Source organism: Paraburkholderia kirstenboschensis, from assembly GCF_904848585.1.
Taxonomy (GTDB): domain Bacteria; phylum Pseudomonadota; class Gammaproteobacteria; order Burkholderiales; family Burkholderiaceae; genus Paraburkholderia; species Paraburkholderia kirstenboschensis.
Window position 1 is genome coordinate 384,596 of sequence record NZ_CAJHCR010000004.1, and the last position, 23,655, is coordinate 408,250.

Annotated in this window: 18 protein-coding genes; 7 read left to right on the forward strand and 11 right to left on the reverse strand. The window is 57.4% G+C overall.

From position 1 onward, the window contains the following. Positions 1 to 6: 6 nt before the first annotated feature. Genes cas8c through cas3 form a run of 3 tightly spaced genes read right to left on the reverse strand, consistent with a single transcriptional unit; the run spans position 7 to position 5,138 of the window. Positions 7 to 1,908 (reverse strand): type I-C CRISPR-associated protein Cas8c/Csd1, encoded by a 1,902-nt coding sequence (gene cas8c / locus JMY24_RS14525; protein ID WP_128594119.1) that lies wholly within the window; start codon positions 1,906 to 1,908, stop codon positions 7 to 9. Beyond that, the gene (gene cas5c, locus JMY24_RS14530) at positions 1,905 to 2,639 is read right to left on the reverse strand and encodes a type I-C CRISPR-associated protein Cas5c (protein ID WP_128594118.1); all 735 of its coding nucleotides are present in this window, start codon (positions 2,637 to 2,639) and stop codon (positions 1,905 to 1,907) included. Before cas5c ends, cas8c begins: the two co-directional genes overlap by 4 nt. A gap of 24 nt (positions 2,640 to 2,663) precedes the next feature. Beyond that, positions 2,664 to 5,138 (reverse strand): CRISPR-associated helicase Cas3', encoded by a 2,475-nt coding sequence (gene cas3 / locus JMY24_RS14535; RefSeq protein ID WP_128594117.1) that lies wholly within the window; start codon positions 5,136 to 5,138, stop codon positions 2,664 to 2,666. Positions 5,139 to 5,390: 252 nt separating this feature from the next. Between cas3 and JMY24_RS14540 the strand changes: the two genes are divergently transcribed. The 6 genes from JMY24_RS14540 to JMY24_RS14565 all read left to right on the forward strand — a co-directional run bounded on the left by JMY24_RS14540 (position 5,391) and on the right by JMY24_RS14565 (position 16,157). Further along, positions 5,391 to 6,104: a helix-turn-helix transcriptional regulator gene (locus JMY24_RS14540; RefSeq protein WP_236597400.1), complete on the forward strand. Its 714-nt coding sequence runs from the start codon at positions 5,391 to 5,393 to the stop codon at positions 6,102 to 6,104. 339 nt (positions 6,105 to 6,443) lie between these two features. Then, positions 6,444 to 8,843 carry a type I restriction-modification system subunit M gene (locus JMY24_RS14545; protein WP_128594115.1) on the forward strand — a complete coding sequence of 800 codons (2,400 nt, stop codon included), beginning with the start codon at positions 6,444 to 6,446 and terminating at the stop codon, positions 8,841 to 8,843. Further along, positions 8,840 to 10,243 (forward strand): restriction endonuclease subunit S, encoded by a 1,404-nt coding sequence (locus tag JMY24_RS38355; RefSeq protein ID WP_236597401.1) that lies wholly within the window; start codon positions 8,840 to 8,842, stop codon positions 10,241 to 10,243. The genes JMY24_RS14545 and JMY24_RS38355 overlap by 4 nt, the downstream gene beginning before the upstream one ends. Next, the gene (locus JMY24_RS14555) at positions 10,230 to 13,226 is read left to right on the forward strand and encodes a type I restriction endonuclease subunit R (RefSeq protein WP_128594114.1); all 2,997 of its coding nucleotides are present in this window, start codon (positions 10,230 to 10,232) and stop codon (positions 13,224 to 13,226) included. The genes JMY24_RS38355 and JMY24_RS14555 overlap by 14 nt, the downstream gene beginning before the upstream one ends. Positions 13,227 to 13,944: 718 nt before the next feature. After that, a complete protein-coding gene (locus JMY24_RS14560) occupies positions 13,945 to 15,270 on the forward strand; it encodes an AAA family ATPase (RefSeq protein ID WP_201702295.1) in 1,326 nt (441 codons plus the stop codon). Then, positions 15,267 to 16,157 carry a DUF4435 domain-containing protein gene (locus JMY24_RS14565; RefSeq protein ID WP_128594112.1) on the forward strand — a complete coding sequence of 297 codons (891 nt, stop codon included), beginning with the start codon at positions 15,267 to 15,269 and terminating at the stop codon, positions 16,155 to 16,157. Before JMY24_RS14560 ends, JMY24_RS14565 begins: the two co-directional genes overlap by 4 nt. Positions 16,158 to 16,339: 182 nt before the next feature. Here the strand turns inward: JMY24_RS14565 and JMY24_RS14570 are convergent, their stop codons facing one another. The 8 genes from JMY24_RS14570 to JMY24_RS14605 form a co-directional block, all read right to left on the reverse strand. Continuing rightward, positions 16,340 to 16,771 (reverse strand): hypothetical protein, encoded by a 432-nt coding sequence (locus JMY24_RS14570; protein ID WP_128594111.1) that lies wholly within the window; start codon positions 16,769 to 16,771, stop codon positions 16,340 to 16,342. Then, positions 16,762 to 16,992, reverse strand: a complete 231-nt coding sequence (locus tag JMY24_RS14575) for a hypothetical protein (protein ID WP_128594110.1) — start codon at positions 16,990 to 16,992, stop codon at positions 16,762 to 16,764. The genes JMY24_RS14570 and JMY24_RS14575 overlap by 10 nt, the downstream gene beginning before the upstream one ends. Before the next feature lie 141 nt (positions 16,993 to 17,133). Beyond that, complete coding sequence (locus tag JMY24_RS14580) at positions 17,134 to 17,751, reverse strand: hypothetical protein (RefSeq protein ID WP_128594109.1); 618 nt, start codon at positions 17,749 to 17,751, stop codon at positions 17,134 to 17,136. Between the two features lie 756 nt (positions 17,752 to 18,507). Then, positions 18,508 to 18,978, reverse strand: a complete 471-nt coding sequence (locus JMY24_RS14585; protein ID WP_128594108.1) for a DUF29 family protein — start codon at positions 18,976 to 18,978, stop codon at positions 18,508 to 18,510. 142 nt (positions 18,979 to 19,120) lie between these two features. Beyond that, complete coding sequence (locus tag JMY24_RS14590) at positions 19,121 to 19,357, reverse strand: hypothetical protein (protein WP_201702296.1); 237 nt, start codon at positions 19,355 to 19,357, stop codon at positions 19,121 to 19,123. A 177-nt stretch (positions 19,358 to 19,534) separates the two neighbouring features. Then, positions 19,535 to 19,756, reverse strand: coding sequence for a hypothetical protein (locus JMY24_RS14595; RefSeq protein WP_128594106.1), 222 nt, complete (start codon positions 19,754 to 19,756; stop codon positions 19,535 to 19,537). A gap of 760 nt (positions 19,757 to 20,516) precedes the next feature. After that, positions 20,517 to 20,882, reverse strand: a complete 366-nt coding sequence (locus tag JMY24_RS14600) for a hypothetical protein (RefSeq protein WP_128594105.1) — start codon at positions 20,880 to 20,882, stop codon at positions 20,517 to 20,519. A 9-nt stretch (positions 20,883 to 20,891) separates the two neighbouring features. After that, positions 20,892 to 21,185, reverse strand: coding sequence for a hypothetical protein (locus JMY24_RS14605; protein WP_128594104.1), 294 nt, complete (start codon positions 21,183 to 21,185; stop codon positions 20,892 to 20,894). A gap of 881 nt (positions 21,186 to 22,066) precedes the next feature. On the opposite strand from JMY24_RS14605, the gene JMY24_RS14610 reads away from it, so the two are divergent. Next, positions 22,067 to 23,638, forward strand: a complete 1,572-nt coding sequence (locus JMY24_RS14610; RefSeq protein WP_128594103.1) for a metallophosphoesterase — start codon at positions 22,067 to 22,069, stop codon at positions 23,636 to 23,638. Positions 23,639 to 23,655 lie beyond the last annotated feature (17 nt).

Here is a 23,655-nt window from a genome sequence, read left to right on the forward strand (position 1 = left end):
CTCAGGTCAGTCGTTACTCTCGTTTTCCGGCGCTTCTTCCGGAGCTGCGTCTTCCTGGGCACCGGCATAGAGATCCTTACGCTGGCAGTGATACGCGAGCAGGAATTCCGCTGAGAGCGGGGAATCGTTTTGAAACTGCTCTGGATCAAAGGAAGCGAGAACTTCATCCAGCTGGCGCTCCCGATCGATCAGAAATCCCGGAGCACGGGACCGCAAGCGGATCTTGTAGGGTGTGAGCTGCAACTCCAGCGTGCGCCACGTTGAGTATGGCCTGTCCGCGAAGCGCTGCATTAGCCGAACGGCATTGGTGGCGCGATTTTCACTGGCGTTGCGGAGAGCGAAGCCTTCGAGGTTCTCCGCCAGCGCAAGCAGGCGACCGTATAGGTAGTCGCGACTGGCGCGACCAGTTTCGAGTGCCATTTGATAGTTCCTTTCCCGATGTTTTCCCTTGAACAATGAACAGGCGATTCCAAGGCATTTTTCCCATTCCCATGGCTCCATGGCGACGCGGTTGGCAACCCGGCGTCGTGTTGCATCGAGAAGGTCTTGAGAAACCGCGATTCCATCCACAATGCAGGACAGCAGTCGCTCGCGCGTTGCGGCTTCCAGTTTCTCGCCGACGCGCTGGCCAAAAGCAGCCTGCGCAACGTCGCGTGGTGCAGGCGCACCGATAAATTTCAGGCTCTTGCCAAAGTTTTGGGGCCAGGCAAAGGCCCGGTGCCAGTGCTCGACGCGCCGCAGGAATTCGGAACCAGACAGTTCCCGATAGAACGTAATCGACAACCGTCCGGGCGTGGCTGAGTCAAGTGCAAGGACCTGCACCCCCTTCGAAGCGTCGAGGCGCGCGTGGTAACCGTCAATCGCCAGCTTGAGTTTCTTAGCGAAAATCTCGCCGGCACTTGGATCCCCCGCCTGCGTCACCGACACGGCCAGACCCTGAAAGGTGTCCATCATAGGGTCGGGGACGTCGATCCCTTCCATACTCCAGCACATAATGACTTGGCTGCCCCGGCGAGAGCCCTGCCGCTCAATCAGCCAGCGCAACGCGTTGTGCGCTTTCTGTGTCACCTCATAGCCGACCCCGACAGCTTGCCCCGCATCGATGAAACGGCCGCGGAACGTGAAGCCGTTCCTATCGTTGGTCGAAATCAGCTTGCCCTTGTCGCCGCCGCTGCGAAGCTTGCCCGGATGCTGCCGCGCCAGCCTGGTCACCCTGCCCTCTACCATGCAGTAACCGTGTACCGCCGCAGTGGTCGCGTAGTAGTCGATCCACGCATCTCGCAAACTCGGATCCTCCCAAGTGCCGGACGCCTCGCTGGTATCTTCGACCCGCCAGCGCACGAAGGCATCTTCGGGCAGCTGCCCAGGTGAGAGTGCCTTAATGATTCTAGGTGCCTGATCCTTGTCGCCGGCCCACTGCTTGACGAGACGGCCAGACCTATCAACGGGAAGAATTTTCGCTTTGATCAAATCTTCGACCATGCGGCCACGCCTGACGTACTTGAGAATCGCATCGAGCTTCGGATGTCCATGCGCGGATCCGGCCCAGGCCGAAATCTGGGACAGGTAATCGCGCTGCGGCTCGCCCGGATCACCGGCAAAACCCGACGTGACTTCGCCGCCATGCGCAAGATAATCGCCAGCCACGTATTGCAGCTTGTCGCACAACGGATGACTGACCGGCCTGCTGCCGGACCGACCACCCGATGCTTCGGTGCACGGAATGAGCGTCGTGCAGTGCTCCTTCTCCAGCACGGAAGCGCGACGAAAGCGGCCCCGCCCGTCGAGAGCGATCTCGACCTGCACCTGCTGCGTGGTGTGGGCGATCGGCATTAAACGGATAGATCCATCCGGTTCACGACCGTAACAGGTCTCGAAGGTTTCGTGGAGTTTTTGCAGCCAGCTCATGCGACCACTCCCACCTCACGCGCCTCGGAATCGACGTCAAGCAGAGTGCTGCTGATACCGAATTGCTTGCCAGTCATATCCCGTACGAATTTGTGCTCACCGCATGCCTCCGGGCGCGGAAACCGGATATAGCCGTTCGCCATGGTCGGACGCCAGAAACGGGCGTGCAACTCCGGCTTGCCGATTTCATCCGGGTAGTCGAAGCCATGGAACATCATGCCGAGAGCCAGCTCGCCGTCCTGATCTAGTGCCCCGGCGCCCTCCCCAAAGACACAAGGCTCGACATAACCCTGACAGTCCCGAGTTCCCAGAAAGATGTCCTGGCGGCCGCCTCGTTCCAGGCTGCGCGTAGCAATCGCGAAATGCTTGCCGTCGATTCGATCCTTCTTGAGTTCCGGGCGATGGAGATTCCACTCGAAGTGCGCCCGCAACTGGTACTCGACATCTGCCAGGAACGTGTAGATCGCAAGATCATTGCCCCCGCCATAGTCCAGCGGCTTGACACCTTTGGTCTGCGTCCGGATCCGCTTCATGACCCGGATCTCGTCGATGATCCATATCAGGGTGGGCTTCCAGTAAATCGACTTGGCCACCCCCTTCAACGCTTCATAGGTCGGGACGTGATATGAGCATTTCTCGCCGCCGACCTTCGTCAGCGGGTCCGTAAACAGCCCATACCGCCCCTTCAGCCTAAATTCGATCGTATTTCGCGGTACTTTTTGTAATCCCATACGACGACCTCCTTCATTGACGGCTTAGGCAGACAACCCGAAGTGTTCGTTGTAGTAAGGGCGATCCAGGGTGTAGATGCGCAATTCATCACTAATGGGCCGCAGCGCACCCATATTGCTCAACTTCTCGAAAACGTTCGGAAAGACATTGACGGTGTACCGCTGCGCTTTGCGCAGCAAGGAAGACGCTTTGGCCAGGTTGGGCGACCCGCAAAGGTCGTCGACCAACGCCATGCCTTCCTTCCCGTACGGCACGACGATGCCCTGCGTTGGCGCATCGATCGCCATGAAGAGCTGGCTGGCGGTCATGAAGGGCTGCCGGAACAGGTAAGTCGGCGGCGTGTTGTGACGGTACTTGTACTCCCTGACCAAGCGCTCATTGGTCGATAGCAGCTCCAGCAATGTGCCGCTGTAACCCACCCCATCATCCGTCAAGGGATAACTCATGTCCGCGGCACGCTGGAAGAAATAGTAGCGGTAGTAATCACTCATGGCCTGCGTGCCGAGAAGGTTGGCACCGTACCGATCCGGATCGGCACGATAGTCGTCCAGTACCCGCTTCGCGTGCTCCCGACCAATCGCGATGTCCGGCAGGGTGGCCAGCAGCTCGTTGGCCGGGTCAACGATATAGACATGCCCTTTCTCCAGCCGGCCATTGCGGTTGCAGCGGCCGGCGGCCTGGGCGATGGAGTCCAGACCCGCCAGACAGCGGATCGCCACGTCGAAATCCACATCGACGCCCGCCTCGATCAACTGGGTGCTGATACAAAGCACGGGCGCGCAGGTACCAGGCTCGAGTCGCTGGCGTACCTTGCCTAGTTCCACCTGTCGATGCGCGGGGCACATGTCGGTGCTGAGGTGGATGAGACAGTCCGGGTCAATCTCGGCGCTCAGCAGCTCGAATAGGCTTCGCGCCACAGCCTTGGTGTTGACGACTACTAGGCAACTGCCGGTATTGCGGAATTGCTCGAGCGCCAGCCGTGCGATTTCCTCATCTCGCCAGCCGCCGGGTTTGCGCAGGTCGTGAACCTCCACACGCTTCAGTGCGTCGAACAGGGCTGTAACGTCAGGGATCAGATCTGCCTCGGGTGAAACTCGTACCGCGCCCTTCTCGGGGTCAACCTTGTCCAACAGCGGCTGCGTGGCCGTGCACAGGAGCACGGTACTGTTGCACTGCTCGACCAGGAAATTGATCGCGTTGCTAAACAGGTGCACGCAGCGGATCGGCAAGGTTTGAACCTCGTCGAACACCAGCACACTGTTTGCAAGCTGGTGCATGCGCCGCGCGCTGCGCGTGCCATGACCGAACAGCGTTTCAAGAAATTGCACCGTCGTCGTGTAGACGACCGGCGCATCCCAATCTTCGCTCAGAATCTTCTCGAGCCATGTTTGCCGTTCTGGCGTGAGGTTGCTGTGATGCTCCAGGACCACATGGCCCTGATCTTGCGGTGCATCGGCGGGCTCGAGCACGCGGCGCACCGCGCTCGCGTTCTGGTCGATAATTGACGTGAAGGGTATGACGTAAATAATGCGATCGAGCTTTCGATGCTCGGCGTGGTGCAAGCCGAAGCGCAGGCTTGCAAGCGTCTTCCCGCCACCGGTCGGGACGGTCAGGGGATAGATGCCCTTACCCCGCGTTGCTGCAGCCAGACACCAGTTCGAAATGTCGCGACGCAACGCATCAATCGGCTGTGGCGCTTCGAGCGCAACAAGATAACGCTCCAGCCGCCCTATCAGGTCCGGCCACCGGGCATATTCGCCGTGCTGGCGCAATCCCGCTCGGCCCGGCTTCTCAAAGTCGGCGGTGTCGATGCGATCGCCTGCAATCAGGCAACTGAACAGGAAACGCACAAGCAGGCCAAATTGCTCGAAACGCGGAATCAGGGCACCAGGATTCGCGCTCGTGATGCGCTCCCTTATGCGCATGACCTCTGCCAGCAACTGAGGATCATTCAGTACGTCTCGACTGCGCGAGAGGATATCGGCATCTGCGACCTTGCATACTTCGTCCAGATGGGTAAGGTTATGATCCTTGCCCATACGGCGCACGAAGTTGTCGTCACCGTCTGGCGCAACGCAGTCTATTAACCCGGAGTGGTGGGATGCAATACAGAGCGCAGCCAGCTGAGCGGCGCAGTTTGCGTCAATGTCATGACGCGAACCCGCTGAATGCTGCCAGACAAACTGTGCGCCAGCAGTGGAATGGTCGATCTTGCCTTTGAGTCTGCCGGCATCGACCCATGTTTCGTCCTCGTCGGGATTTAGGTGCCCGGTTGCAGATTTCAGATAATTCTGGAAGTCGTGACCGTACTTTCCCAGATCATGGAGCAGGCCGAGCAGTTCGCCGAGCAACGGCATGCCGATCTTGCCGCCAAAAAGCTTTCCCCAGAACGCTACCGCCCACAGATGATCGGCAAGGGGCTGCCATTGGCGGTCTGACTCCCTGTAGTGCGCGACGATGTGCGGGTCACCAGGGGCGGGGCTTTTCAGTCCATCCATAGTTGGCTTTGTGCAGTTGTGTAGGACTGCGGCAAATCACGGCTATTCCGCGCGCAAATACATCGCCTTGTACGACATGTTGCACAGCCTAATTCTTGGATGATAGGCTGTCAACATCGATCATTGCGAAGTGTCATGCCACAGAAGCCCCATAAGTCCAATCCTGACGTATTGCCGCCGACAATCCTGCAGCGTCTCGCACACATTGAGCGCTGTCTCTTCTGGAAAGGGGAACTGCAGCGCGCGGATCTCGTGAATACGTTTGGCATCAATCCCGCCCAGGCAGCGATGGATTTCCGACTTTACATGGAGCGCCACCCCGGCAACATGGACTACAACAAGTCCAGGAAACGTTATCTGCCGCTATCCGGGTTCCAGCCGCAAGTGATTAAGCCGACAACGCTCGACGAGTTCGTGCCGATGACGTCGCCCCGGATTCCCGTCGCCACGTGGCCACTGCCTAAAAGGCGAGCCACGCCCCAAGTGCTGCTCGCAATGGTGACGGCGGTCAGGGAACGGCACAAGATCGAGGTGAAGTATCAGTCGATGACGGGTGAAACGCCAACTTGGCGATGGCTGTCGCCGCACGCGTTTGCTACTGATGGTGAACGGTGGCACGTGCGGGCTTTCTGTCATACGCTCGGCGACTTCCGGGATTTCGTGCTAGGCCGCATTCTGTCGACACGCCACGGGAAACCTGGCGGCGAGGATCCCGCGTTCGATCAGGAGTGGAGCACGACAGTTGAAGTCACGGTGACGCCGAATCCGGATCTCGACGCGGGCAAGCGTGCAGCCATCGCGGCGGAATACGATCTTCCCCCCAAGACGCTGAAGCTGACACTCGAGTTGCCAGAGTCGATGCTGTTCTACGTGAAAGCGAAATTTGCCCCGGAAACGGATCCAAACCCCGCTGCGCACCAGATTGTCGTTGGGCGCCAAGACATCAATCCCAAAAAGCGGCGTTGATAAATGCATCACCCGCGAGCACAACGCCGCCGCCATAATTCGCGAGAGTCCGTCGAGCATGGTGACACGAGCAGCACAAGTTTAAGGTAGCGCTTCTGCGCTTCGTCGTAGATGACAACGCTGCGTGCAATTCAATTCAGCCCCGCTCACAACTCCGCCAGCGCGGCACTATGCCCGGGCCGGAGTGGGGCGAAATGCAGAAAATTAACCCTACGATTGTCGCCGTACGGAATAGTAACGGAACCCAATCCATCCCATGAACCACCGAACAACCGTGTCGCCAACCGAATCAGTCAGTAACTCGCCTGACATAACAACATCTATGCAAGGGCAGGTTTGATGAAACCCGTAAAACAACAAGATCAAAGTAACCTGAAGTGGGTTGCTGACTTCATCTGGAACATCGCTGACGACCGCCTGCGCGACGTATACGTGCGTGGCAAGTACCGCGACGTGATCCTTCCATTCACCGTACTGCGGCGGCTTGATGCCGTGCTGGAATCGACCAAGCAGGCAGTGCTCGAGCGCAAGAAGTTCCTCGACACCCATAAGGTGGCCGAGCAGGACGGCGCGCTGCGGATGGCAGCAGGGCAGGCGTTCTACAACACGTCGGAATTCACCCTCGCCACTCTCACCGCCAGTGGACAAGGACAGCGCCTTCGCGACAACTTCGTTAATTACCTGGACGGTTTCTCGCCGAACGTTCAGGACATCTTGGCAAAGTTCAAATTTCGAGACCAAATCCAAACGATGGTCGAGGCCGACATCCTCGGTCACTTGATCAACGATTTCCTCGACCCGGAGATCAACCTCGCGCCGCTTCCAGTCAAGGATACCGACGGGCGCATCAAGCTGCCCGCGCTGGACAACCACGGCATGGGCACGGTGTTCGAGGAACTGATCCGCCGCTTCAACGAAGAGAACAACGAAGAGGCAGGCGAACACTTCACCCCGCGCGACGTGGTCAAACTGATGGCCAAGTTGCTGTTCCTGCCGGTGGCCGACCAGATCCAGTCCGGCACCTACCTGCTGTACGACGGGAGTTGCGGCACGGGCGGCATGCTGACCGTGGCCGAAGAGGCGCTGCACGAACTGGCAGCGAGCCACGACAAGGAAGTCTCGATCCACCTGTTCGGGCAGGAGATCAACCCCGAGACCTACGCCATCTGCAAGGCCGACCTGCTGCTCAAGGGCGAAGGCGACGAGGCCGAGAACATCGTCGGCGGCGCGGACAAGTCCACGCTGTCGGCCGACCAGTTCCGGTCCCGGGAGTTCGACTTCATGATCTCCAACCCGCCTTACGGCAAGAGTTGGAAGACCGACCTCGACCGGATGGGCGGCAAGAAGGAATTCAGCGACCCGCGCTTCATCGTCAATCACGGCGGCGATTCGGAGTTCAAGCTCATCACCCGTTCCAGCGACGGGCAGCTAATGTTCCTGGTGAACAAGCTGCAAAAGATGAAGCACAACACGCCGCTCGGCAGCCGCATCGCACTGGTGCATAACGGCTCCGCGCTGTTCACTGGCGACGCGGGCCAGGGCGAAAGCAATGTCCGCCGCTGGGTGCTGGAAAACGACTGGCTCGAAGCCATCATCGCGCTGCCGCTCAACATCTTCTACAACACTGGCATCGCGACCTACATCTGGGTGCTGGCCAACCGCAAGGCCGATCACCGACGTGGAAAGGTGCAGCTGATCGACGCTTCGCAGTGGTTCCTGCCGATGCGGCGCAACCTCGGCAAGAAAAGCTGCGAGCTGGCGGACGCGGACATTGAACGAATCCTGAAGCACTACCTCGATCAGCCACCCGCCGATGCCGAGGCCGCGAAGGCCACGCCGGAATGCAAATGGTTCGACAACTCCGATTTCGGCTACTGGAAAACCACCGTTGAACGTCCGCTGCGACTCAAAAGCCAGCTCAAGCGTAGCGCCATTGAAAGCCTGCGCTTTGCCACCGGCGACGAGGCCCTGCGCGGCGAGATCTACGCCAAGCACAGCGACAAGCTGTACACAGAATTCGCCAAGCTCAAGCCCGAAATCGAGGCGTGGCTGAAGGGGGACGGTGGCGACGAGGATGCCGACGACGAGTCGGACGACGAAGACGCTAAGACCACCAAGAAGGCGGTACCGGAAAAGCGCCGCAAGAAGCTACTCGACCCTGCGACCTGGCTGCGCGACAAGACGCTGATGGAACTGGCCAAACTGGCGCAGCAGGAACTCGGCGAAGAAGTTTTCGACGATCACAACGAATTCCGAGCCCGCTTTGACGCCACGATGAAGGCACACGGCAAAAAGCTCGGCGCTCCGGAAAAGAAGCCAATCTACAAGGCAGTGAGTTGGCGCGACGAAACGGCACCGCCGGTCATCGCCAAGCGTAGCAAGCTCAAGGCGGGTGATCATTTCGAGCCCGGCTACGACGGCGCGTATCTGGAGGAAGTGGGCAAGGATCGGTTCATGGTCGAGTACGAGGCCGATACCGACCTGCGCGACACCGAGCAGGTGCCGCTCAAGGAGCCGGGTGGCATCGAGGCCTTCTTTGTCCGCGAGGTGCTGCCCCACGCTCCCGATGCCTGGATCGCAATGGATGCGACCAAGATCGGATACGAGATTTCGTTTGCGCGCTACTTCTACAAGCCGACACCGCTGCGCACCCTGGATCAAATTCGCGCCGACATCCTGAAGCTGGAGCAGCAAACCGAGGGCTTGCTGAAAAAGATAGTGGGAGGAGCGCCAGCATGAGCGAACGGCAAGCCTCTCTTTTTGGCTCGGATACAACCGCTGAAAGCCAGGTGCCGGCCTCTCGTGCTTCGGTACTGCCAGGTAATACTGGATATCCGGCATACCGGACGTCCAAGATGCGCTGGCTTCCGCCAGTACCCGAGCACTGGGGCGAGCAGCGCGCCAAGGTCTTCTTTCGTGAGGTGGATGAGCGCTCGCGCACCGGCGAAGAGGAGCTGCTGTCGGTATCGCATCTGACCGGGGTTACGCCCCGCAGCCAGAAGAAAGTGACGATGTTCAAGGCCGCGAGCTATGTTGGCTCCAAGCTGTGTCGTCCCGGAGACATCGTGATCAACACGCTTTGGGCGTGGATGGCGGCGCTTGGTGCGAGCAGGCACGCGGGTATCGTCAGCCCGGCCTACGGCGTGTATCGGCCGCACAGTGTCGACAGCTACAACCCAGCGTATCTCGACTATCTGCTACGCACGCGAGCCTACGTTGCCGAATACATCGGGCGCTCAACCGGCATCCGATCCTCGCGTCTGCGCCTGTACCCGAACCAGTTTCTCGACATCGCGCTTCTGCAACCGCCGCGCTCTGAGCAAGACCAGATCGTCGCCTACCTGCGAGCGCAGGATGCCCACATCGCCCGATTCATCAAGGCCAAGCGCGAACTCATCGCGCTGATGGCAGAGCAGCGGGGTGTCCTCGCAGAACACGCGATTGCGTCTGCAGAAACCCAATACCTCCGATTCGACCGAGTCGTCACGCTTCTAGCGAAGTCAATCACCAGAGAACCGGAGACGACATACACGCCGATTGGTATGTTCAACCGTGGTCGCGGCATCTTCCACAAGCCTCTAACCGAAGGAAAGCACCTTGGGGATTCGACATTCTTCCGAATCGAGAAAGGTGACCTGATATTTAGCGGGCAGTTCGCTTGGGAAGGCGCAGTTGCCGTTGCCAGTGCCGAAGATGATGGGTGTATCGCCTCCCATCGCTACCCAATTGCCAAGTGCATACTTGATGCTGTCACGCCGGAGTATCTATACACGTTCTTCTTGAGCAAGTCTGGCGACCTGCTCCTGAACCATCATTCACGAGGCGCGGCAGGACGCAATCGCCCGCTAAACCCGCGTTCGTTATTGAAAGAGAAGGTTCCGGTTCCACCGCTGCATCTGCAACGCGAAGTCACCGATTTCTTCCACGAAGAACAATCGGTACGTCGTGAGATCGAGAAGGAGATCGCCCTCATCCGCGAGTACCGCGACCGACAGATTGCCGATGTCGTCACCGGTCAAGTGGATGTGCGCGGCTGGGTGCCGGGCGCGGACGACGTGGTGGTCGACGAAGAGTTGGCAGTGCTCGGCGGCGACGAAGAATTGGATACCGATGAGGAGGAAACCGATGGCGACGACTGACACCAGCGAAAAGGGCTTGGAGGCCTTGATCGTGCGCGACCTCTGCACCGGCGGCGGCTACGTGCAGGGGCAACCCACCGACTACAACCGCGACGTGGCAGTGGATGTGGCGCAGTTGCTGTCGTTCCTGCAGGCCACCCAGCCCAAGGCGGTCGAAACGCTGGAATTGGCAGACGAGGGCATCAAGCGGACCCAGTTCTTGCACCGCATCCAGGGCGAGATCGCCAAGCGGGGCGTGGTGGATGTGCTGCGCAAAGGTGTTGGCCACGGCCCGGTTCACGTTGATCTGTACAAGCTGCTGCCGACGCCGGGCAACGTCAGCGCTGCAGAGAACTTCGGCAAGAACATCTTCAGCGTCACCCGCCAGCTGCGCTACAGCAATGACGAGTCGCAGCGCTCGCTGGACATGGCGATATTCATCAATGGACTGCCGGTGATGACCTTCGAGTTGAAGAACTCTCTGACCAAGCAGACCGTTGCCGATGCCGTCACGCAGTACCAGACCGACCGCAACCCGAACGAGTTGTTGTTCCAACTCGGGAGGTGCGTGGCGCACGTGGCCGTAGACGATGCCGAAGTGCGGTTCTGCCCGCATCACACCGGCAAGACCTCGTGGTTCCTGCCGTTCAACCAGGGCTGGAACAGCGGTGCAGGCAACCCGCCCAACCAGCACGGTTTGAAGACTGACTATCTATGGAAGCAGGTGCTGCTGAAGGACTCGCTCGCCAACATCATCGAGAACTTCACACAGGTGGTGGAAGAGGAGGACGAAAAGGGCAAGAAGCGGCGCAAGCAAGTGTTCCCGAGATTTCACCAACTTCGTACCGTCCGTGCCTTACTGCGCCGTTCCCGCGAAGATGGAGTCGGCAAGCGCTATCTCATCCAGCATTCGGCAGGCAGCGGCAAGAGCAATACCATCGCGTGGTTGGCTCACCAGCTAGTGGAGCTGAAGACCACCGCCGATGCGATGCTGACCCTGTTCGACTCGGTCGTCGTTATCACCGACCGGATCGCGCTGGACACACAGATTGCTCGCACCATCAAGAGCTACGACCACGTCGCGTCGATATTCGGTCACTCCGATAACGCGGACGAGTTGCGCACGTTCCTGCGTAAAGGCAAGAAGATCATCGTGACGACCGTACAGAAGTTCCCGGTAATCTATGATGAGCTAGGCGATCTCGGAAGCAAGAAATTTGCGCTGCTCATCGATGAGGCGCATTCCAGCCAGGGCGGCAAGACCACGGCCAAGATGCACATGGCCTTGTCGGGAGCTCCGGGTGATGACGGGGGTGACGAAGAAACGGTCGAGGACGCTGTCAACAAGCTGATCGAGTCGCGCAAGGTGTTGCCGAACGCCAGCTACTTTGCCTTCACTGCCACGCCGAAGAACCGGACGCTGGAGTTATTCGGCGAGCGCTACGTGGAGGGTGGCGAAGCGTGCTTCCGCGCCCCGGAGGAGCTGACCTACACCACCAAGCAAGCGATCCAGGAGGGCTTCATTCTCGACGTGATTGAGAACTACACATCGGTGGACAGCTTCTACCACGTCGCCAAGACGATCGAGGACGATCCCGACTTCGAGAAGATCAAGGCACTGAAAAAGATTCGCCACTACGTCGAATCGCACGACAAGGCCATCCGCAAGAAGGCCGAGATCATGATCGATCACTTCGTGGCGCAGGTCATTGGCAAGCAGAAGATCGGTGGCAAGGCGCGCGCGATGATCGTCTGCAACGGGATCGCACGTGCCATCGACTATTATCGCGAGGTGTCGGATTACCTCGCCACCATCAAGAGCCCTTTCAAGGCCATCGTGGCGTACTCAGGGGACTTCGAAATTGGCGGGGTAAAGAAGACCGAGGCCGACCTCAATGAATTCCCGAGCAAAGATATTCCGTCGAAGCTGAAGCAAGACCCATATCGCTTCCTGATCGTCGCTAACAAGTTCGTCACCGGCTTTGACGAGCCGCTGCTGCAGACGATGTATGTGGACAAGCCACTGGCGGGCGTGCTGGCGGTGCAAACGCTCTCAAGGCTGAACCGCGCCCATCCGCAGAAGCGCGACACCTTCGTGCTTGACTTTGCCGATAACGCGGAGGCGGTGAAGGCGGCATTCCAGGACTACTACCGCGCCACGATCCAGACCGGCGAAACAGACCCCAACAAACTGCACGACCTGAAGAACGATCTCGATGCGAAGCAGGTGTACAGCTGGCAGCAGGTCGAGGACTTGGTCGCGCTCTACGTCACTGGCGCAAACCGGGACGAGCTCGACCCCATTCTCGACGCCTGCGTTGCCGAGTACATCGACAACCTGAGCGAAGACGACCAAGTTGAGTTCAAGGGCAAGGCCAAGACATTTGTGCGCAGCTACGGCTTCCTCGCGGCAATCCTGACTTACGGCCACCCGGCTTGGGAAAAGCTGGCGATCTTCTTGAACTTCCTGATCCCAAAGCTCCCTGCCCCGAAGGAGGAAGACCTCTCGAAGGGCGTGCTGGAAGCCATAGACATGGACAGCTATCGGGTGGAGGCGCAAGCGTCGCTGAAGATGTCGATGGACGATGCGGATGCCTTCATCGAACCGCCCCCGCCTGGCAGTGGTGGCGGTGGCAGTACACCCGAATTCGACAAGCTGTCGAACATCATCAAGGCCTTCAACGACATGTTCGGCAACATCGAGTGGAAGGACGGCGACAAGATTCGCAAGGTCATCACCGAGGACATCCCGGCCCGCGTGGCGCAGGACAAAGCCTACCAAAACGCGCAGGCCAACTCCGACAAGCAGAACGCGAAGCTGGAACACGACAAGGCACTGAATCGAGTGGTGCTGGAACTGATCTCTGATCATACGGAACTGTTCAAGCAGTTCAGCGATAACCCCAGCTTTAAGCGCTGGCTGACAGATATGGTTTTCGACTCGACGTATCATCCAGGAGCCGTGCCTCCCAAGGCACCGCCGCAGGCTGGCGCATCAGCGTAATGTTTGTTGAATGAATTGTAAGAGTCGGGACTCCATGTGACATTCACAGTTAGATCAGGTCCCAAGCGTGTCGAGGCAGGGGGCGGCAACCGGCCGAGGCCGCGTGAAAACGCAAAAGTACTCGGTTTTCGGGTGTCGCTTTACCCTTCCCAACGCACCGCCAAGCCAATACAGCGAGACCTGAAGGGTCGCCTTTCTCGAACCTCGCGTTTAGCCTGCGATTTCACACGGCCTCGACCCAATTCAGTCTTTTGAATTTCTGCAAACCGGCCACTCATCCGTCGTCGCATGCATTGGTTTTTGTCCTGACGGGAACGAACCGGCTTGACGACAGATGACAACTTCTAGACGACTCGCAGATGCCACAAATATCGAGGACGGGTTGCGTAGACGGGCCGTACGTCGGTAACGGACGCTCATCTCACTGCTTGCCAACGCGAGGTTGCGCCGAAAACTGGCGTGAACGCTTAAGTTTTTTGACCATTTCGTCGATAAACGTAGGGAGCGGTTGAGCGCCCCCCAATGAACCTGTGCCGTAGCCGGGCGGCCGAGCAAGACAAAAAATCTAGGCTGGGCAAGCAATGCTTTCGTCCCAATCGGCCAACTGCCGAGAGGCTTTTCGATTATCCTTTCCGCGGACGTCCGGTGGTTGGCGCCGGGGTGCCGGCGGATCAAATCGACGAACACCGAAAAAAATATGCTCGAATGAGAGGAAAGAGTGAGATTAATTAAGTTCAGCGCTGCCAATGTCTTTAGATCTTATAATTTTTCGATAGACTTTAACCCGGACTTGAACTTCCTTGTTGGTATAAATGGGAGTGGGAAGACGACGGCACTCAGGCTTATACAAGCCGCGCTAACGGTCAACGTTCGCGAGTTGTGGACGATTTCATTTCGAGAAATGGAAATACAGTTCGAAAAAGACGCGAAAATCTGCACTTTAACAATAAGTAAAAATAAACTTGAAATAGAGTTTAGAGTAATCGAGCTGGCTGGCGTTTCATCAATTCGAATTTATGAGAAAGATGAGCTTGAGCAATATACGAAAACGGGTAAGATCGACGAAATGGCGGAGGAAATTCGGTTCAGATTTCTTCGGGAGAAGAATCTGATATCGGAGTTTATGGCGAGCATACCTGAGCCAATGTTCATTGGGCTCGAGCGCCGCCTTAAAACAAACGACGAGCTGTATGACGAAGAGACGTTCCGTTTTCATATCACGAATGGCACTCGAGTGGCCCCTGCGCGCCACCGAAACGCACCGGGCGAGGAAGGAATTGAAAATGCCCGACGGCTTATTAAGAATGAATACAGAAAATATCGGCGCATAGCCGACGCCGCAAATTCTTCCTTGGTGAATGTTATTGTTCGATCAACGTTCAAATATATTGGTATCGATGACTCCCTTCGCGCGGACAAAAGCAAAAGATATGCCGAATATCGTAATATCATATCGCGACGTCGAGAAATCGAGCAGGTAGCCTCTGAGCTGGGAGGAACTTCTAATGCCAAAAATCAGATCGACTTGTTTTTTGATAAATTGGAATCGGCACACGAAACTAGCGACGAGCCCGACGGGCCCGCGCTGTTGGAATGGTTGTTGAACAAAGCCCAAATCGAAAGAATTGACGCTATTCTTAAAGAGTTGGATAGAAACAAGCGTAGCGCTGCCAAGGTTTTCGCGCCGATCGAATCGTTTATTTCGGTCGCAAATTCTTTTCTCAACGATTCAAAAAAGAGCGTATCGGTCGATTCAGTTGGAGAGTTGATAATCCAACGTGAAGGCGATGCTGTACCGATAATGTCCCTGTCGTCTGGAGAGCGGCAACTCCTCACCCTTTTGGCTCATGTTACATTTATGCCTCGGATCAATGCCGGCATTATCATCATCGATGAACCCGAGCTTTCCTTACATTTGCGTTGGCAAGAGACTCTTGTCGGCCAGTTGACGAGATTGAACTCAAGCATCCAATTTTTGTTCGCGACACATTCTCCTGAGATTATTGGAGAAAACAAGAAAAATGCTCTGCGGGTGAATAGATGAACGATTTTCCGGAACGAGGGGCCACCGCAAAATTTGCGGCATCAGTTTTTTACGAAGATTTTAACGATATAGACGTGTATGTTGAGGACAAAGCCATCGGCTTCGCAAAGGTTTACAGCACCCTTCTGAGTAGACTGCTTGCTGACAAATTGACAATCAGCAAAGTATTTCCGCAGGGTGGGAGAGATGCCGTAGTGGCAAAGGCGAAGGAATTTCAGGCCCCCGATAGGAGGTCCATATACATCGTTGACGGCGACCTATATCTTATTTGCGGCGAAATGATTGAGCTCCCTTCAAACGTTTTAAGATTGGATCGATATTGCATAGAGAACTACCTTTGCGATGAACTTGCCATTTGCGAAATCATGGACGAGGAACACTTGACAATGACTTGCGACGATTTCAGGGCGCAAGTAGATTTTGAGGGATGGCGGGCAAATTCGAGCCGTTCATTTAGATCGCTATTTCTAATCTACGCCGCATCACATTATTTGGACAGCGGGATCGCGACCACCTCGAGAAAATTTAACGACTTTATCTCTTCGAAATATGCTGATCTTGATGATGCAAAAGTGCAAGCAGTTTGTTACGGAATCAAATCAGCATTGGACGCGCAATACGGCGCAGATGTTGTTGATTCTTTGGTGCAGGAATTTGAAGAAGTGATCGATGAGGCAGGCTGCTTCATAACAAAATATGTTTCTGCAAAGGAGTACACATTGCCAATGATGCTTGTCAGAATGCGTGCTCACGCGAGTATTCACTGCACGAATACAGCTTTGTATAATCGGCTCGCTAAGAAGTGCCGTTTGGACGCGCTACTGAAGCTGAAGCAAGAAATTTTAAATCGTGTCTTCCCGCCGGCGACGGATCGGTTAATCGCGTGATGTGCAACCTCTAGTTCCAGACAGCGGCTACTCACGGGTCAGGAGGGCCCGCCGTCGCGGAACAATCTCTGACGAACGACGCTCCTTGGCCGACTCCCGCCCGACCCGTTCTTCGGAGCCGCTCAGGAGCAGCCGACCACGGGAGAAGCAGACATTCGCCCTGCGCGAATGTTACCCGATGCTTAATTGAAAGGCTTACACTTTCCAATTTGGAAAGCCAAATCTCCGCTATCCTCGTCAGTTTCTGCCCACATGCCTTTGCCGACCAAGTAATAGCCTATGTCGCTCACAAGCAAGTAGCGGCCATTGAACTTGTTGAATTTGAAATCTCCATCCGGGATGCTACAAAATAAGAACCCCGCGTCATTAAATCCTTTTTCACATCCACCAGTTGGGTTGGCGTCGCCGACCTTAACCAAGTTGAATGCGAATTTTCCTTTTCCCGGTGTGAGTACGTACTGGAAATCGGTTTTGAACTTTGCGTAGTTCCACTTTTTTTCCTGTGAATCGTACTTGAAACCCGTCATCTTCTCGGGCGTACATACGTACTGTTCCGAATGCGCGTAAAAAGGGATAAGCAGCAGAAGAACCGAAACATGTTTGATCATTCCCATGACTCAATCTCCATTGAATGTGATTGAGACGATCTCATAGTCCTGCGCAGATTGTCGACGATCGTCGAGACGATGTCGAATGTCCCTTTGTGGCCGAACTGAGCCGGACGATTTGACATCGTCTGTCCGATCAGGTCCGGAGTTTTACAAATAAATAACCAGGCGGAAATGGTGTCGATGATGACTTCGTAGCCTTCCGCAGCGATCTGGCCGTAAAGCATCAGCCGGTACCGCACTGGAGTGGCCGTGAAATGATAGGTCTGCGTTGTAGGCCCGTACTGCGCCAGTCCGTACAAGCGATGACATGAACCGGCCGCGCACTAATCCGACCTTGGGGCTTGTCGGTATGCGCACGCCGGGGATCACTCGGGCGGCAGCTTGCCTGCCGATTCGAGCATCGCACGCAAACGTGTCTCAATGGAAACAAGTGCTTTGCGCAGTTGTTCGGGTGCTTGCGCGTCCTCCTCGGCGCAACGCACCATGCGCCACATTTCAACGAGGTTGCGGTACAGAAAGTCAACCCGATGCTCTGCGAGCTTTGCGCGGGTCTGATATTGACGGGCGTGCTCCAGCTCACGCCTGAGCGTTTCCTGGGTCGATTGTTCCTCCATATCGGCGAGCAGGCGGCTCAATCGGGCGTCAGTGTCGTCATGCTCCTCCCCGTCATGGCGTGCGTTGGCCGCCGACGGATCCACGAGGCGAGCATCGGGAGCTGCACTTGGGGCCGCTCTTGGCGCCTGGTTGGTGTGCGTCGCCTCCATCAGTTGCCTGCGCCCCTCGTTTATCGAATCGAGCCTGTCGTTAGCGCGATCGGCCGTGGCCGCGACGTTGGCGACTTCGCGCGCGACCGCTATCACCGCGCCGACCAGATCGAGAAAAGACTTGTGCAATTCACCGGCATTTAGATCCCAATCGCGCGAGTCGAGCGCCTCGGCGATCGTGCGTGCAGGGTGATCGTGGTTCGTGTCGTTATCGCTCATACGATGGCTCTCCTGATCTCAACGGAAGGCGCCACAAGTAGCACATCGATGGCCGCCGATGAAGCCACGAGCCGGTGTTTGAGCATGTCGCTATCGCGCAGACTCGTAACGTTCGTTGTCAGAGCATACGCGAGCGGTCACTTCGTTCGCGAGTTCCAGATAGTGGCTCTGCAATTGTCGCACCGACATGCCCGCGAAGCGGCTGTTCCATCACGGTCAGTTGCATTGGGACACGCGAACCGGACACCTTCGCCAAAGATGTTACGCACGCGCCCTTCCAGAAAACGGGTGTGCCGGTGGTCAAAGCTCCAACGCAGCACGGGCGGTGTCAACTCCGAAACAGAATATCTCTTGGCCGCCATGACTGCTATCGTCCGCAACAGGACCGGGAAACGGCGCATTCATTCAGGACCAGACCTTTCCTTTTCAACCCGTCGAACGTGAACTGAGCCCGCGACGGACGCGGGCGCTTACTGATGGCGTTCAGGCTGCCCAAAAGGAAAAAACGTACGCCGTGCGTGCGTCACGATCGAGTCGACGTACAGCGTTCGCCATTCCAAGTCACGAAAGAGTAGAAGCACCGGCTCGGGGGTTACCCCGCGGTTACAGGTTTGCAGCCAATTGAGGGAATTCGCGGCCGGAACTCACTGCGGATCCGCTCCGGAAAGGCGGCCGGCCAACTACGCGGCTGACGCAACCACGGATTACCAATCCGGATGTTGTGGGCGACCCGCCTCCTAAGAACAGGGCCACACACTACAGCCCGGTTTCACTGTACGCGCGTTCATAGTCATCCGGCGTCGCCGGGGCGCCGGGCATGAATTCACTATCGATTATCTGCTCAAGGTTCCACGGGCACCGTGCGGGCAGATCCTCCGGGTCGATTCCAATGGCTGACGCAGCGCGGTAGACCGCAAGCTCGTATTCGCCCTGCAGCCCGGCGGCCGCGTGCTCGCGCATGGGTGGGTCATCCTCGAAAATGTCCCTCAGAAAATGTCGGTGCCAGCTGATGATTCCGCTCCAACCCCCATTGCGGCGTGAAGGGCACGCCATCCACTTGAGGAGCGCCGCGAGCAGCTTGCGCAGGTGTCGCACAACGTCTTGGGGCGTCTGTCCGTTAAGCAGGCGGACCAGCATGGGGACGTCCAGCGCAGCCCAGTCGCCCGACTGAAGCGCGGCAATCTGCTCATCGCTCCATTGCGCTCGGTCATCTTCGTAACGCGTCATGCTTATGCCCGCCCTTCCTGCCGCCTCTGCCTAATCGAGGTCCTTCTCGCCGCTCAGATCACGTGCATAAAGTGGGCGCCCAATCCAAGCTGCTTCCACGACTTTATTCCATCGTGTCCGGCGCCGCAGACGGGCGATCCAGCTATGGTTCGCCAGAACCCTCGGCATCACGGTCAGCAAGTTCGCGTTGCCATTCAACGACCATCAGCTTTATTTGTTCGATTTCGACTCGAATCTCGGCAATTTGCATGCGGAGGCGACTCGACGCTGCCTCCAGCTTTCCGATGCCTCCCGCCATGCTTTCGCCCCACGCAGCCACGAGGGCGTCCATTTCCATCACTTCCTTCAACATGTGGCTCTCGAATTCGTCCATCGTCATGTCGGCTCCTTGCGCGTTACGACGCTCACGCCAAAGCGGGTTTTCTGCGGCTAAAGCAAGCGGAATCGGCACGGTTGTGACCATGCGAGTCCGCAATCCGCAGCGCGGTCCACCACACGCGACAGAACGAACTCATTGCCTCGCGTATTGCCCCCGCGAGCCGCGCGTCTTCAAACGTCAGGTGGTGCGCCGCGAGTCGAGCAAGCGCCGTCGATGCTCCGCCATCGTCGCGATTTGATCGGCCTCCTGTGAAACCGTCGCCGCCAGATCCGCAACTTGAGTCAGACGTATTTCCATCCGTGCCACCAGGTCCTCGACCCGGCTTAAGCTGGCAAAGATATCGCGCTGGCTGGCCTCGATCTCGTCGAGCAGAATTCGAGTCTCATCGCTATCGTTCACCTTTCCCTCCACGGCGTCATCGCCATCATGCGTCCGGTCCGATCAGCTGACACCGTTCGCAGGTTCGGCACCCCAATCCGCCTCTGCGTTCCCCGGTCCTGCAGCAGAGACTCGAACTCGCATTCCTTTCACGATATACGGTCGAACCGATGTCAGCGAGACGCGATTGACTGACCGATCGGTTGCACCCCTTGCGGGCGCGGAATACACGTATGACCATTCGGGGCTCGACGTAGCTGTCCGCATAGCAGAAGAATCAAGGCGATCCATTCGCCCGACAAAAACGCGGCAGTCTACTGATCGCTCGCCTTTCCCAACGACAATTCTTTGCCTTAGCACCATCTCACCCAAGAGACTCAGTGGCGACCGATCTTCGCCGCCCACTACGTCACGGTCGCATTTCTCGCCCTGCACGAATAGTCAGACGGCGCAACGCTCAGCGCCTTTCCTTGACTTACTGGGAGCCAACGGGCTGGCTATCTCGATAGGAAGTCGACTTCCGCGAGTAATGATGGTGTATTCCAGGATCGCAACCGCCTCCGAAAGAAGGCGGTCCACACGTACATCTTCGCCAAGCAACACCGAGTGTGCTGCCCGCATATCGCGGAGCCAATCAGTCAGCGATTTCTCGTGATAAAGACGTTCAGACACATCACGCATGAAGCGCCATGTCGACGCGTCGACGTGAGGTAGTGCATTTCCCATACCAGATCGCCCTCATCGAGGCTGTGCGGAATGCGAACGTGGGCGCCGGGACTCATTAGGTATCGCGTGAAACGATACGGTGTTGCGCATTGGCTTCAATCCCGACTCCGAGTCGCCAATCAATGAACCGCCGCCGCCTTCGCTCAGCTTTGATCCGTTCCATTTCAGCCCGCCAATGCTTCTCCTGATCGGCGTCCTCTTCGAGCCCCGCGCGTAGCGCGTTCCTCATCGCTTCTTTGGAGGCTCGCGCCAAGCTCGCCTTAAGACTAAGCGTCTCGAAATCCCCATAGTCCACGGGCTTGTATACACCACCCCGTACCGAATGAGCATAAATCGCGTATAGCTCGTGGGCGATGATGGCCGCCTGGTCCGGATCCATACCCTCGCCTTCCAACGCGAGTGCGAATCTCAGCGTGTCCATTGAAGCTCCTCAGCGTAAAAGGGCTTGCCACTCGTGCGTGGCTTTGATGACAGCGTTGATGATCGTTGGCGTGACGGTGTACATCAGCACGAGAAAGATCAAGCCCATCAGAGCGCACACGGGCCAAGCAAACCAGCGAATGAATGGGTCCGTTTGCTTAAGGGCCGCTTCCTGCGTGCGCTCTTTTTCCTTGCGCTGGCGCTCCCACCGCTCACGATCCTCGCGCATCTGTCGCGCGAAGTCTGAATCGCCGATGTCTCTGCCGATATTTAAGCGGCACCCAACTTGAGCGACGCCCCCCACTTGCACTCCGGCGAGCCAATTAGTGATCGATCGCCGGTGAAGCGGAAAAATTCCTGGTATCCCCACTAGCCCCACATGTTGAGCGATCGTTTTCCGCCCAATCGGATGGGCTGAAACGGGTCGCCTGTCGCCGGTCGCGGCAGGCAGGCTGCGGGGCCATGAAGGGACGTACGTCCGGTGCGTCGCCCGGACGCTCAGGTGGCAGCTCTGCTCGGCAAACGGGCATTCGATCGCGGAAACCAAGACGGTGGTTCGTCTGCCTTGCGGACATTCACGAGTCATCTTCGCCAAACAGCAACCGCGCCCCCTGCAATGCCACGGCGCGTATTCGAAATGGCGAAAGTCGAAATCGTCGCGGCCCTGATGGCCGACGCGTGCCGGGCAGCACGCGCGCGAGAGCCGAGTCGATGGACCGCGAGTACCTGGGCACAGATATGCACGGCGGAAGCGGCATTCGTGCGCGTGATCAGGCGATACGCACACTTGTAACGGAGAATGATCAGCAGACCAATTACGGTAGTCCCTCCGGCTATTGCCGACACTATACTGAAAGACGGATCTGGGACGAAAAACGAATGCGGCCTGTCGGCTGGGTGCGCTGCGCCGCATGGCGATGACGAGACGCAGCATGGGATAAGGCGTTGTGGCCGTTCGATAGTCACATATCCGCAAGAGATCGCTTCGGGTAGAAAGTGATGATGTGTAGGGAGCGCTTCCTCGGTACGCTAAAGTCGTCAGTGCATGCGTTGTGAACGCATTGCTGTGCATCACGATTGTTTTGCTCCAGCAACATGTACGCTCAGCGAAGAACGGACGCTCGACCAAGCGGGGACCAACAAAGCATTCCCCTTGGACAAGTTTCGCTCCGCGAGGATATTTAGATGCCCGTCCAGTCCCTAAGTACCGAACGGCTGTTCGTCATCTCAGACCTCCATCTCGGCGGCCGACCGTCGCAGCGCTCGCCTGACGGCGAGGCGACGCTTGGAACGAGCCTTTGCGCCAGTTACGATGAGCTGCGCGACTTCATCGATTGGGTGAGATGCTCCGCCTCGGACACCGAGCGCACCACGATGATTATCGCGGGCGACATCGTCGATTTTTTAGCGGACGATGAAATCGAAGGGGCGAAAAGCTACGCGCAAAGCTGGACCGACAGCGAAGAACGGGCAATCGCCAAATTGAACCAGATCGTGCTGAGATCCCGAGGTGCGCACGGTGATGGACCGTTTGAAGCATTACAGCGTCTTGTTTACGCCGGTCACCGACTCGTCTTGCTACTCGGCAATCACGACGTCGAGCTTGCGCTACCTGCCGTCAGAACGAGATTGCGGCATCTGCTCGATCCGAACGATCAAGCGAGGCTTGAATTCATCTACGATGGCGAGGCCTACATCAACGGTAACTTGCTCGTTGAGCACGGAAATCGCTACGACCGCTTCAATCAGATCGATCACAGCCAGCTCCGGCAGGAGCGCTCGATGGCGTCCAGAGGACTCGGCGGCAAGCTCGAACGCTCCGACCGATATTTCCAACCGCCGCCCGGAACACTGCTTGTCATCCATGTCATCAATCGTCTCAAGTCCAAATACCGGTTTGTCGATTTGCTTAAGCCGGAAACGGAAGCCGTTATTCCTCTGCTGCTTTTTCTAGAGCCGGAAATCAAGCTTGTCCTCGAGCACATTCTAGTTCTGTCGCAAGTCGCGAAGGGCGTCGCCGCTGGCGGCGTGAGTGACGATAACCTGACCACCAGGCGAACGGGTCACCTTAGCTCGGCGGGTGGAGATCGGCGCCCGCCCGAATCCGAGTTGAGGACGCTCGACTCGGTGCTGATCGAGCAACTGGGAGCGCAGCACGCCGCGGAGCTCCTCCCTGCCACCACCGTCACGGGCAACATGTCATCCGGCGGCCGCAACAGAAGTCTAATTGCCACTCGCGCGGGAGCCCGGCTCGATGCGTGGATCTCTGACATCTTCAAGGCGACAGCCAGAATAGGACCGCGCGTCAGGGCCGTTCCGACGAATCGGCTACAACTTCTGCGCCGCGTTTTGACGTGCGCAATGAGTAGCCATGCGTTCGATCTCGGTCGAGAGGCCGATGACTACCTGTCTGCGGCGACGGCGCTCACTCGATCGGGACGATTCTCGACCGTGATATTCGGCCACACGCATCTGCCGAAGAAGATTCGACTTGATGGCGGCAAGTCGTTCCCGGTTTATCTGAATAGCGGCACCTGGGCAGACATCATTCGCATTCCACCTGCAATTTTCGACGAAGAGGACTGGAGAAGTCCCCTCGAACAGTTTGTGGAATCGCTGCGAACGAACGACTATTCTTCCTATGTCACGAAGTGCCCCACGTACGTGGAAGTCAAGATCGTGGACGCACGTGTTCAGGAGGCGGAAGTGCGACGATTCGGCGGCGCGGGCAGCGAACGCGAGCCCGTATATGACTAATCTGCGGACCGGTGCAT